The following is a 12,802-nucleotide window of genomic DNA, read 5'->3' as shown; positions in this document are numbered from 1 at the left end:
ATATTGCAGATAAAAGGAAGACTACATTCTTGAAATGGCGGACAAGATTTTGGACAGGCTTGTTTTTGACCGGAGTGTTATACACTTTCACTTTTCTACAAACGAATCATAATCATTTAATGATTCTGTTATTTTTGTTTGTATTGGCGCAGGTTTTTATTTTATTTCCGGTTAAAATAGGCAAGCTAATCATTTTTCCAGGCACATTGGTGGCGAATTTATTAATCTTTCGCAGTGCGCCGCTTTGGCTTAGTCTTGCTTTATTGGTAGCTACTCTGCTTTCTTCCAATTGGATTGTATCACGTGAACTATCTATTCGTATTAATTTTGCCCAATCTGTCCGGCGCTATTTTTCTTTTGCTCTAGGCTACCTGATTACAGTTGGATTTATGAACCTTGCTGTGGAATGGCCGCCACTAGCACTGGCGGTTTCTTCAGTATTTCTGTTTGAATTTATTCAGTGGCTTATAGATACCAGACAAGTTGCGATTCGCAATCCGAAAAAGTTCTTTTATGGTGGATGGTCATATGTTTTGTTGCGTCAATCCTATTGGCTCTGGCCGCTTCTGGCTGCCGTTGTAGGACTTTGGCGCTCGTTAATCGTGGTAACTGCCAATGATACCAATATTCGCAACGATCTGTTCTGGATTGCGCTTCCTTATATCAGCTTCTCCATGCTGATTTATCATTTCAATGAATTGCGTGAAAAGCAGCAGGAGCTCCATTTTCACTATCGTCTGATTGCGGAGAATATCAATCGATACATCGTGTTTGTGGATAAATCGCAAATCATTCGATATTGCTCTGGCAATTTAATTGAGAAATGCGGTGATTTTTGTGGGCAGTCGTTGGAAGCGGTTGCTAGAGTATTTCTTTCCGAAGATAACTTGTCAGAAATTTTGAAAGGCTATCAAAAGGCTCTGGAAACAGAAAAATCACAGCAGTTTACATTTCATGAATTTCGCGCGAATCATTTTATCGCGTTCGATCTCGATATATCTCCTGTTATGAATGAACAGGAGCGTTTGCTTGGTGTGGTACTTGTGGTCAATAATGTGACAGAACGAGAACAGTGGCAAGAGAAAGTGGCAAAGGCGGAACGGTTGGCTGTGGTCAGTCAAATGGCTGCGGGTGTTGCTCATGAAATTCGTAATCCAGTTACTTCAATTAAAGGATTTTTACAACTATCACGTGATTTATATAAAGATCATCCGAAATATTGGCAAATGATGTACAGTGAACTTACCAATATAGAACAGGTGATTAACGACTACTTGCAACTTGCGCATTCTCTTTCCGAATCGACTGCTATTTTCTTCAATTTGCGCGAATGGTTGCACATATGGATGGAAGAAGTGCGGAGTAAAGCGCAGCAACAGAGTATTTATGTGGATGAACGAGTGGTGGAAGAAGATGTGTGGATTTTAGGCCATCCGCACGCTTTGGGCAGAGCGTTTGCTTGTATTTGGCAAAATGCGCTTGAGGCTATGGGACAGGGTGGGAGATTGACGATTTTACTTGAAATGAGACAAGATAAAGTCGTTTGGCAAATTATTGACACTGGAGTTGGCATGTCCATAGAACGTGTTCGCCACCTGGGAGAACCTTTTTACGGCACTTCCGAGCGAGGGATAGGAATTGGTTTAATGATTGCCAATAAATTGGTATCTGAGCATCAAGGGGAGTTAGTGATTGAAAGTAAACCAGGTCACGGTACCCAAGTAACCATTCGATTGCCAAAACATAACTATCCACTGTCCAAATCCCAGGGTTCAAATGGCATTCATTCTTAGAAGCGTATAATTTAATGCGGCAAAGTAAGCGGGGTTGGCCATTCGCCGCTTTCTTTTAAACTTTCGATATCCACCAGCAGTAAAGAACGAAGTACAAGCTGGGCAGCGCCATGTACAACCGTCTCAGGTGAGGCGATGTGTACTTTGACACGACGATTGAGGGAAACAGCGCGATTGGCGACGGTGCGTTCAATATCGGGCAAGATATAGTTTCCTGCTAACACAATCGGTCCACCAATCATGGCAATTTGCGGGTTCAATCCATTTAATACATTAGCAAGCCCAATGCCAATATGTTGACCAAGAGTTTGGAAGGCGCGAATATAGAGAGCATCGCCCGTATCAGCGCGTAGAACACACTCCTCAATAAAATGCGCACTCGGGAATAAGGGGAGATTATAAGCCCCAACCTCCTGAAGATAACGAAGAAGTGCTCGTTCGGAAGCGTATTGTTCCCAACATCCATACGAGCCGCAAGAACATTTTAGCCCCATTGCAGCAATGGTTGTGTGTCCAAATTCTCCTGCAATTCCATCGTATCCATGAATCAGATTGCCATTGGTGATAATGCCCACACCTGTTCCCATGCCTACGTTGACAAAGACCAGATGGTTCAGATGGCAGGTTTGTTGTACAGCTAATGCGCCACAATTCGCGTCGTTGTCAATAAAAATAGGGATTTTTAGATTTGCGCGCAAGCTTTCTAAGAAGTTCCACTCATGAATTTCAAGGTTCGGCAAATAATGCAGATATCCGGTTTGTGAATTGACCATGCCAGGGATGGCCACACCTGCTCCAATGACGCCGTATTTACTCGTTGGTGCTTTAGAAATCACCTTTTTTGAAGCAGCAATAAGACTCTGCAACAATGCTTCCTGAACACTCATTCCATCAGACAGATAGATGGGTTCGTGATGTTGTTCTATGATTTTGCCGCTCAGGTTGCAGAGGGCAACAGTCACATGAGTAATCTGTACATCGATACCAATGCAGTAGCCGGCGTTTTCGTTCAGGGAGAGCAACATGGGTTTGCGGCCGCCGCGTGATTCACCATAACCAATCTCGATAACAAACTCTTCCGCAATAAGTTCGTCAACAATGGAAGAGATGGTTGCTTTGTTCATTTCAAGTAAATTGGCAATATCCACTCGAGAAATAGGGGCATTTTGGTAGATGGTTCGAAAGACAGCTGTTTTATTGAAACGTCGCATCATGGTGCTGTCGATGGAGGTGGTCAAGGTTTCTCACTCCCAACCTAAAATAGCGAAAAAATTTTCGAAAACGAATTGAAATTTCGTTGAAATAAGATTGAAGATAGTTTATCATACAAACCAAGTTCAGAAAAAGAGGACGCTTTCATAAGATTGGAGACCATTTTTACTCATCTTTACTTGAGATTTCGTTGAATCGAGCAACCATGGTCCTGTTTTTTCGTCCAATTTGACAACCAATGAAATCGAAAGAAAGTTTCTCCTGTAAGCGTTCTCCAGGTCAATCTTTACTTTACATCTTTTCGTTCCATAGGGCGCGCGTTTCTGCTTGCTGATTCGATAGCACGCAGAATCGTGAATGAACACGCCAATAGGAGGGGTCATACGTGAAAAAATTTAGAAAAATAGGTGTCGCGGCAGTAGGAGTTTTGACATTGACTGCGCTCGTTTCTGGTTGTGGAACTGCCAATACGACGAATTCTACACCAAGCTCCAGTGCTCCGGTACCAACAGGAAATGCTGGAACAACTGGAAAATTAGAGATTTTCTCTTGGTGGACAGGTGTTGCATCATCAAAAGCGTTGAAAGCTTTGATTCATGTTTTTAATGAAAAATATCCTCACGTCCAAGTTATCAATGAAGCAGTGGCGGGTGGAGCAGGTTCAAATGCACATGCCGTTTTGGCTAGCCGCATGACAAACAACAATCCTCCAGGAACCTTCCAAGTGCATGCTGGTAATGGATCTTTGTATTCTTGGGTACAAGCTGGAGACTTGGATTCCTTAAACAACCTTTACCAAAGTCAAGGATGGTTGAATAAGTATCCGAAATCATTACTCAATTTGATTACCTTTAATGGGAATATTTACGCTGTGCCTGTAGATATGCAGAGAGCCAATGTGCTTTGGTACAATCCGTCCATTTTCAAGAAATACAATCTGACACCGCCAACTACCTTTAGTCAGTTTTTCCAAGACGCTAAAGTCTTAAAAGCGCATGGTATTACTCCGCTTGCTTTGGCCAATCATGGAAACTGGGAAACGACGCTTCTCTTTAGCGACGTATTGTTAGGTACAGTTGGATATACAGATTACAACAAATTATTGCATGGTCAAATGTCTTGGAACAGTCCTGGTGTTGTGCAGGCTGCGAATACCTTCACCAAAATGATGCAATATACCAATTCCGATGCTTCTGCCTTGCACTGGCAACAGGCCGATCAATTGGTGGCGAATGGTCAAGCGGCTATGAACGTCATGGGTGACTGGGCACAAGGTTACTTTAAAACCACGTTGAACCTGACACCTGGCAAAGACTTTGGTTGGGCGCCGACACCTGGTACTCAAGGAGTGTTCTCAGTAGTTTCCGACGTCTTTGCTCTGCCTTCCAAACTCAGCGCTTCACAAAAAGCAGTGGCTCTGAATTTCTTGAAAGTCCTTGGATCGGCCGAGGGGCAAAAAGTTTTCAATCCATTGAAAGGTACTTTCTCGCCTCGTCTTGATGCAAATCCAAGTGACTACGATGCTTACTCTCAAGCGGCCATGAAGTCTTATCAAAAAGACCAACTCACACTGTGTATTGGTCAGGGTGCTGTAAACCCAGGCTTTACTACAGCCTTTGAGAATGCTATGGCCATTTTTGTTACAAACCACAATACCAAGCAGTTTATTCAATCTATTGAGAATGCGGCTCAAACCAATCCTTTGAGCTAAACTGCTTGGATGCTAAAAAAGAAGAAGGCTGCCCCGTCTGTGCAAAAGCCAGGCGGGGAACCTTTTTGCAGCGGTATAGTCCGCTAAGAATCTGTGAGATTGGCAGGTGAGAGCGCTTGAGTCAAGTGGTGGATGTGCAATTAGCCAAAACAGGACCTGAACGTCGGAGAAAACGGCTCTCGTCAGGGAAAATTTGGTCTATGATCACGTTGATTCCGTCCATGATTCTCTTACTCATTTTTGTGTATGGTTTTATTGGCTGGACGGGTTGGGTTTCAACAACCGCTTGGAACAGCATCATTCCCAATTTTCTTTCCGTAGGTTTAAAGAATTATCAGATAGTCTTTCAAACGTTTCGTTTTCAATCAGATATTCGGAATATGGTTGTTTTTACTATTCTATTCATTCTCATCTGTCTGATTGTAGGCTTGTGTCTGGCATTATTAATTGATCAGCGCATTAAAGCGGAGTCTTTTTTCCGCAGTCTCTATCTCTTTCCCATGGCGATTTCTGCAGTTGCCACGGGTGTTGTTTGGTCTTGGCTGCTGAATCCAGACACTGGCGTGAACTTGATATTAAAAGCTTTTGGACTTAAACATGTGCCTCAATGGTTTCTCAGTACTCGAATAGTTCCAGGTATTCCGGGTGGACAAATTCAAATTGGTATTCCTATTGCTCTTTTGGCTGTGTTGATAGCATCCGTTTGGCAGATGTCAGGCTTTGCAATGGCCGTATATCTTGCTGGATTACGCGGTATACCTGATGAATTAAAAGAGGCGGCAAAAATTGACGGTGCTAATGCCTGGAGAACTTTTTGGTCAGTCATTCTCCCGCAATTGAAGGCCACGACAACAACCATCATTATTATTTTGACTGCAGCATCCTTGAAGGTGTTTGGCTTGATTTATGCCATGACAGGTCCCGGACAAGATTTTGTCACAGACATGCCAAGTATGAATATGTTTCAAACGACCTATCAGGGAGATCAGTTTGCGCAAGGTGCGGTTATTTCCATTGTCATGTTAATTTTGATAGCTCTCTTTATCATTCCCTATCTCATTTCGACTCTACGGGAGGAGGAGTAAACCATGTTGGCGATTCGAAGAATCAATCGCGGGCTGCTCTACGTATTGCTGCTGCTCATTGCCTGTTTTTACCTCATTCCCGTATATGTTGTTTTGGTTACCAGTTTTAAAACCAATACAGAAGTCAGTTTGTCGCAAATGTGGTGGCTTCCACACCAATGGAGTTTACAAGCGCTTGGTGCTGCTTGGCATGCTTTAGGTCCTAATTTTGGTAACAGCTTTATGTTGGCCATTCCTGCCACCATCTTGGCGTCACTGTTTGGCTCCATTAATGGCTACGCATTATCTAAATGGAAGTTTAAAGGCGCCAATGTGGTGTTCTTTCTCATATTGTTTGGAATGTTTATTCCTTATCAAAGCGTATTGATTCCGCTCTTGAAAGTACTTGATTTGATTTCTCTGTACAACACGATTCCTGGCCTGATTTTGGTTCACGTGGTGTATGGAATTCCTATTTGTACACTTATATTCCGTAATTTTTACGCTTCGATTCCAACGGATATTATTGAATCTGCGCAAATTGACGGAACAGGATATTGGGGGATTTATCGGCATATCATTTTGCCGCTTTCTATTTCTGGATTTGTGGTAGCGGGAATTTGGGAGTTTACACAAGTATGGAATAACTTCCTCTTTGCCGTGGCTGTGACCAATCCACCTCATCAGCCTGTGACAGTAGCCCTTGTCAATATCGCGGGCAGTCAAACGGTGCAATTTAACGAGCAGATGGCCAGTGCCTTGATTGCGTCGATTCCAACGTTGATTGTTTATATCTTCCTGGGTAAATATTTTGTTCGAGGACTACTGGCGGGATCGGTTAAAGGTTAATCAGAAAGATAATGCAGAAGAATTTTCTATGTAGCCGTGCCCAGCCAATGAGCCATTCGGTTCATGAGCGGGCGCGGTTTGATTTTGAAGAAGATAAACGACGTAAAAGGTTTAATAATGCAGAAATACTCACCCACATAGAACCCCAAACAAAAGAAGAGGCAAGAGCGGTACTAAAATGGAAATAAAGATTTGCTGGATTCCCATCCACCGTTATATTAGAGAGAAAGGGAGCATTCAGCGGAGTATGGAGACCCATGCCTGTTAAACTGGATTGGTGGAAGAGGTTAAGTATGTGCTCCCGCAACCAGCCAAACAGGCGGGCGAAACCGGCTGCAACAAGGTACCATGGATAAAGAAAAGCAATCAGGACTGAAACAATGGGGGCAAAAGAGATGACACCGAGATCGAGCAAAAGTATACAGGCCCACCAATACCAGCGGATTCGCAAATAGCGTTCTAGTTTTTCTTTGATGAGTGTAGCGCCCCAGATAGACAGATAAGGAAGCGGTACCACACAAAGTAAGCGCCAACGAATCGTTTGACGTTTACGCGACAGTGTTTGTGGACTGTAAAAGGTTGTATTCGTGTCTGGTGGCTGGTTATCCAATCGTGGTTTTTCTATTGTAGATGCATTTTCCGCACCGGAGATCCGCTCTTTGCGCTTCCATCCTGAATAGACGACGGGGCGCTCAGCGTTGGCTTCCGGTAATTCTTCCATGGCGTTTGAATGTACATCTGTGCGTCGTAACGCTGTACAATAGGCGAGTCCAGCTAAGAATTCACTTTTCGTCATACGCTTTTGAAACAGTTCATGATCTGAGAGATCAAATCCATCCATATCCAGAATCCACAGACCGTAGCTTTGTTCCCATTCCCGTAAAGTTTTTCTTTCTTCTGTAGGGCGACTATATCTGCGCACGTCTTTCACCTCTGCAGCATGCTCTGCTAGCAGAATACCTATCCTATCGATTTGCTGCAACTGTTAAAAAAAGAGCGATCCAATCGGATCGCTGTAAGGGGGTTAGGGCTGTTCCATGGGAATGATTATATGTTAGAAATATTGAAAGAGCATTGAAAAAATCAATACTCGGCCAACAGGACAAATGCTCTTTTCTGTTCTATTTAAAATAAAATAGACAAAAAACTTCGACACCTATTTACAATTTTCGTATGTTTGATAGAATAGTAGACATCAATTCGCATATTCCACCAACGATGCTCAGGGCAAACCAGTAGAAATGCTGGGACGCAAAGCTTCGGGTCTACGGGTTCATACCTATGATAGCCGGGCTGCCATGGTTGCTGATGTTAAAGAGCAATCTTCCCTGGGGAGATTGCTCTTTTTTCTCCAAACCCAAGGCTGGTTGTCCTTTGCTTCGGCACCGCTGCTCACCCTCCGAATGTCTGCATCCCCCCAGTCAATGCTGTGCAGACATTCGGCACCACGCGGTGTGGTGGCTTTGGAGGAAAAATAGACATGGCAAAGCATGGATGGGCTGTAGGGGTAGCAACGATTTCAACACTTTCCATAGGGGCGTTCTGTGCGCCACAAGTTTTCGCAGATGGTCTTTCCGCACCCCATTTTCCCAATCAAGCACAATCCGATAGTATGTATTGGTCAAGAGCTAGCAATGACTTTTATATACAAGCCAGCAGTGTACCTTATACAGAGAGTGGGACGCAAACACTGCTTAATATTCAACCTGGAGAGTCGTTATACTTAATGGCCTATACAGGGGACAAAAATCTGACTTCCGTTCGTTGGTTGGTCAATAGTCCTGATGCTGCCATTGTGCCGGATTCACCAGATGAGCTTTGGACGTATGGCTCCAAAACCGTCCAAATGGCTGTTTTCACAGCGAGTGAGCCTGGTATTTATACAGTGCAAGCTAGCTCCGAGGGTCAGTACAGTGTGCCTTTGGTACTGATAGTAGGGTTACAACAACTAACTGGTCGAATTTCTCCTGAATCATCTCAATGGACAGGTGTACAGCCCTTCTCTGCAACTGATGCCGGATCAGCGTTAGCTACTGGCGAGACGGGTGATATTCAATATGTAGAGTACAACCCCATAGCCAATACAGACTGGATTCCTGTACAGGGAACGGTCATGGGGAATGAATCTCATGTTGTCGTTCAGCTATCCAGTAACAGTGGACAAGGTATATGGAATTATCTTCTCCCTGTGCAAAATCACGAATTCTCGGCAGATATTCGTTCTCCTTTTACTGGAAGTATTAACATTTCCTATATTTCTCAATTTTATCGCCAGCTAAATACTTCTGGAGATTACACATGGCAAGGGGGATATACACTTTCTGTCAATGGACCGCCAACAAGTGAGTCCAGAAAGGCGTTACTGTATTCGGCGTTTATGGATGGAAATGTAAATCCGGATGCCAGTAAGATAGCGAGCCAAATTTTCGCCAATTCTCCATCTCCAGAAACGGCTGCGGCTGCTATTGCAAATTATGCCAGTGAGAGCATGTCGTATGATTGGTCCATGGTAGATGGGGGCAAGTATTTGTTTGAAGATGTTGCATCAGCGTATTCTTTGCGTAGTGGTGTTTGCGAAGAGATTGCGGAATTAGCAGCAACGATGATGAAATCAGTTGGCATTCCCGCAGAAACTGTAATTGGTAAAGCCCCAGTCAATAGTGCGGAAGATAATCATGAGTGGCTTCAAGCGGACGTGGGAGGCCGTTGGGTAGTCATGGATCCGACTTGGGATAGTCCCAATCAGGGACCCAACACTTTATTGTCCAACGAATATATGACAGAAACTGTTTCTCTGGAGACTAGCCATCTGCCTGATAATCGCCTGGTGGGCAGTATTCAGTAATCGTAATCGCAGCTTAATGATGTGTTCCTGGATGGGGTTTATACAAATAAACCTTCATAAGATGATTCAAAAAGCTAAGACGCAGGTAATGCGCCTTAGCTTTTTTGTTTGGACCATTGATTGAATTCTTCCCACCATTCGGGATGAGCTTCAATAAACTCCATCAGGTTGCTGATTTTTTTCATGGCGTTGCGTGAAAAATAATGTTCAATACCTTCCACCGTTCGGTCAATCTCCTCTGTGTCCGTGAGACCAAGCGATTGAAGAAAAGACTCCAACATCTGATGTCGTTTGGATAGATGCAAACCAAGGGAATAGCCTTCTTGTGTTAGGTTAAGGCCTCGGTAACGCTCGTAAATCAACAGTCCATCTTCATCTAATTTTTGAATCATTTTGGAAACCGAAGCATTATTGATACCGAGTCGGTCAGCAATATCGGTAACTCGTGCATAACCTTTATTTTGAATCAGAATCCAAATGGCTTCAATATAGTCTTCCTGACTCGGGGTGGTGGACACCGAGCAACACTCCTCTCCGCCTCGACCGCTGGGTTCGCGGATTTTGTGCGGACATCATTGATGTTGGTTGCGCGTTGTCTCAACCATTCGAGTCATTTATCGAAGGTTATTGACAACCGTGAATGCTACGGCAACCAACATGAAAACAACGTAAAGCCGCAGACCCCAAATTAAGGTCTTTAATCCCCAGCCGAGTGGCATACGGCCCATATTTTCCAAGCGCTGCATCGCTTCTTTTTGTTCAGTGAGCAACGCTTCAACAAGCTCCGGATGCTTCTCCATCTCTCTTTGTGTTCGTATTGTAACAGAACTTGTATCGTTCGTCGCTATGGAAGTTGTTGTCATGCTGTTCACCTCTTATAACGTGAAGTTGGGGAAAATGGCTGTCAAAGCGTACAGGATACCAGCTATGCAAATGAAGACGCCGATACTGATTGCTAATGTGTTGGCCCATGCTTTGTTGCGGTATTCGCCCATAATCTCCTTGTCATTGACGAGCAGAAGTAGAAAGCCTAATGCTGGCGGCATGGTGAGTACGGCAATCACGTTGACAATGAGTACCACCCATTCTAGTGGGAAATGGGGGATGAGCACAATGCCTCCTGCCACCAGAACAATGGCGAATAGTGTTAGGTAAAAAGGTTTCGCTTCTTTAAATGAACTGTTCAAGCTATGATTTTTCCTCTGAACTTCACCATAAGCGTAAGCAGAAGAAGTTGAAATGGCAGTAGCAGCTACAAGTCCAGCTTCCATAATTCCCATCGCAAACAAAGTGGAACCTGTTCGCCCAATGTACGGTTGGAGAGCTTGCGCAAACTGAGCTGCGCCAAACGACGCGCTGTTCATGTGATGAATAAACAAAGGCGATGTAGCAATGATGCAAGCCACTGCAGCTAGTGTAGCTAAAATTGCGCCAAGCAAAGTGTCCAGTTGGCCGTGGCGTATATCGTGTTTCGATAAACCTTTATCTGTAACAGCGCCTTGCTGGAAAAAGAGCATCCAGGGAGTGATTGTGGCGCCGATATCAGAAAGAAAGATGACCAGATTATTGTTATTGAGCCCACCGGCAGGAAACGGTTGAAATGTCAGAAAAGACTTTCCTACCGCACTCCAGTCGGGGTGAGCTAGCACTGCAATGGGAATAAACACTAGATTAAAGAGAGCCAATGCCATGGTAATTCTTTCCCATGACCAGTAACGGCGGAAACTATAGGCCAAAAGAATGATTACAATGGCAACAGGGATAGCTATAAATTTAGAAATATGAAAATAGCTAGCTCCAGCCACCACACCGACAAACTCGGTAATAAGTGTTAGGAAATTGGTGAAAATCAAATCTATCATGGCAAAATTGCCCCAAAATCGTCCAAAACGTTTGTATATCAATTCCGCATGTCCTGCTTTGGACACGGCTCCAAGTCGGACAGTAATTTCTTGAACCACAAAGGCCATCAAAAAAGTTAGAACAACAAACGGAAGAAACACGCCGATTCCATATTGTGAACCGGAAGCAGAGTAAGAGAGCATGGAAGGTGCGTCATTCTCACCCAACATTACCAGTACACCTGGACCAATCAACAACCAAAGTAAACGTGCGTATTTACCTTTTGTTTTAGCATCCATAACTTTCCAACGATCCAGTGCTCTGGAGGTATTCTCACGCGCGTTCAAAAGATCACCTCTTTTCCTATAGTTGCACTTCATCCAAATTGAATGGGATTGGTTGCATCATCAATATTTCGTTTGTGAATCAAAATTAGCCTAGAGAAACTTTTTTTGAAAGAAAAATGCCGCACAGTAAGGTTTTATCCAGATCACAATCTTTCCTGTGGGCAACTTCTATAGTTCATCTTATGTCGTCTATATGAAAGTTGCAACCCATTTTTTAAAATTTGTTGGGCATCCATTATTGCGAGAAAATTTGGTTACCTATTTTTGTAATTTCTGGTTTACCCCATATCCAGGGTGACGTAGAGGTTGCCGGGTTGAAATAGTAGAGAGCTGAACCGACTGGATCCCAGCCATGAATTGCGTCCATGACAGCCTGCAACGATTCAGCATTGTATGGTTCGTTGATGGTACCATTGCTGACACACTGAAAGGCTCCAGGCTGATAGATAATACCGGGTATACTTTGCGGAAATTTAGGATCTTTAAGTCGGTTGAGAATAACGTCTGCAACTCCTACCTGCCCCAGCAGGGGCTCGCCTTTGGCTTCTGCGTGCACGACATGAGCCATCAGATCAATATCAGCTGGCGTAAGCGCGCTGGTTCCAGAATTCGATACGGCAGCGCCTGTCACTACATCGCTGTTGGCAGGGACACTTTGACCGCTTGCTACGCTTTCCGCATTACTTTGGCCGTTCTGTGGATTGGGAACGATTTGGCCATCCGGAAGTTCCTCCATACCGTGTGGTAAAGGTCCGACATAATGCCATCCCTGAGTTGCCTTGACCAATTGCATTTTAGTCGCCATATTCACATAACCAGTGGGCTGCATGCCAAACGCGTATTGAAAATCACGCACCGCCCAATAAACATCCCACGTGAAAATACCGTTGATGGGACCGTGGTAGTATCCCAAATATTTTAAGCGGTTCTGCAATTCGTAAACGCTGTATCCAATACAGCCGTAGGAAAGATTGCGATCGGAAAAAGCTTGGACAGGGCTGTTGGGCAAAACGGCGAAACAGCTACCAGCTACCATACATGCCAGAAGCCACTGCAGACCGAATTTTTTTCTCACAATCCATCACCTCTCTTTATCAGCGTTTGCGAAAAACGGATGCCTTATGTACGAATCAGTGGCT

At 44.1% G+C, this 12,802-nt stretch carries 11 protein-coding genes and 1 riboswitch; of the genes, 5 read left to right on the top strand and 6 right to left on the bottom strand.

Going from position 1 to position 12,802, the window contains the following annotated elements; translation table 11 throughout:
- The first annotated feature begins 29 nt into the window (after positions 1-29).
- Complete coding sequence (locus tag FY534_RS12665; protein WP_203114761.1) at positions 30-1,793, top strand: ATP-binding protein; 1,764 nt, start codon at positions 30-32, stop codon at positions 1,791-1,793.
- Between the two features lie 11 nt (positions 1,794-1,804).
- Here FY534_RS12665 and FY534_RS12660 read toward each other — a convergent pair whose 3' ends face one another.
- Positions 1,805-3,031 carry an ROK family transcriptional regulator gene (locus FY534_RS12660; protein ID WP_203114760.1) on the bottom strand — a complete coding sequence of 409 codons (1,227 nt, stop codon included), beginning with the start codon at positions 3,029-3,031 and terminating at the stop codon, positions 1,805-1,807.
- Between the two features lie 359 nt (positions 3,032-3,390).
- On the opposite strand from FY534_RS12660, the gene FY534_RS12655 reads away from it, so the two are divergent.
- The 3 genes from FY534_RS12655 to FY534_RS12645 all read left to right on the top strand — a co-directional run bounded on the left by FY534_RS12655 (position 3,391) and on the right by FY534_RS12645 (position 6,629).
- Complete coding sequence (locus FY534_RS12655; protein WP_072873296.1) at positions 3,391-4,716, top strand: ABC transporter substrate-binding protein; 1,326 nt, start codon at positions 3,391-3,393, stop codon at positions 4,714-4,716.
- Positions 4,717-4,916: 200 nt separating this feature from the next.
- The gene (locus FY534_RS12650) at positions 4,917-5,801 is read left to right on the top strand and encodes a carbohydrate ABC transporter permease (RefSeq protein WP_203115634.1); all 885 of its coding nucleotides are present in this window, start codon (positions 4,917-4,919) and stop codon (positions 5,799-5,801) included.
- Positions 5,802-5,807: 6 nt separating this feature from the next.
- The gene (locus tag FY534_RS12645) at positions 5,808-6,629 is read left to right on the top strand and encodes a carbohydrate ABC transporter permease (RefSeq protein ID WP_203115633.1); all 822 of its coding nucleotides are present in this window, start codon (positions 5,808-5,810) and stop codon (positions 6,627-6,629) included.
- Between the two features lie 61 nt (positions 6,630-6,690).
- On the opposite strand, the gene FY534_RS12640 is transcribed toward FY534_RS12645, so the two are convergent.
- A complete protein-coding gene (locus FY534_RS12640; protein WP_238413559.1) occupies positions 6,691-7,551 on the bottom strand; it encodes a hypothetical protein in 861 nt (286 codons plus the stop codon).
- A gap of 294 nt (positions 7,552-7,845) precedes the next feature.
- Positions 7,846-7,930, top strand: a riboswitch (cyclic di-GMP riboswitch).
- A gap of 179 nt (positions 7,931-8,109) precedes the next feature.
- Here FY534_RS12640 and FY534_RS12635 point away from each other — a divergent pair.
- Positions 8,110-9,474 (top strand): transglutaminase domain-containing protein, encoded by a 1,365-nt coding sequence (locus tag FY534_RS12635; RefSeq protein ID WP_203114758.1) that lies wholly within the window; start codon positions 8,110-8,112, stop codon positions 9,472-9,474.
- 95 nt (positions 9,475-9,569) lie between these two features.
- Here the strand turns inward: FY534_RS12635 and mntR are convergent, their stop codons facing one another.
- The 4 genes from mntR to sleB form a co-directional block, all read right to left on the bottom strand.
- Positions 9,570-9,992 (bottom strand): transcriptional regulator MntR, encoded by a 423-nt coding sequence (mntR, locus tag FY534_RS12630; protein WP_072873301.1) that lies wholly within the window; start codon positions 9,990-9,992, stop codon positions 9,570-9,572.
- 96 nt (positions 9,993-10,088) lie between these two features.
- Entirely contained in the window at positions 10,089-10,337 is a 249-nt protein-coding gene (locus FY534_RS12625; protein ID WP_072873302.1) for a hypothetical protein, read from the bottom strand.
- 12 nt (positions 10,338-10,349) lie between these two features.
- Positions 10,350-11,663, bottom strand: coding sequence for an NRAMP family divalent metal transporter (locus FY534_RS12620; protein WP_203114757.1), 1,314 nt, complete (start codon positions 11,661-11,663; stop codon positions 10,350-10,352).
- Positions 11,664-11,898: 235 nt separating this feature from the next.
- On the bottom strand, positions 11,899-12,738 hold the full coding sequence (gene sleB / locus FY534_RS12615; protein ID WP_083574059.1) for a spore cortex-lytic enzyme: 840 nt from the start codon (positions 12,736-12,738) through the stop codon (positions 11,899-11,901).
- Between the last annotated feature and the right edge of the window lie 64 nt (positions 12,739-12,802).

The organism is Alicyclobacillus sp. TC, from assembly GCF_016804365.1.
GTDB lineage: Bacteria > Bacillota > Bacilli > Alicyclobacillales > Alicyclobacillaceae > Alicyclobacillus_I > Alicyclobacillus_I tolerans.
The sequence above is the reverse complement of the archived record's forward strand: the minus strand, read 5'-3'. Positions and strand labels throughout refer to the sequence as shown.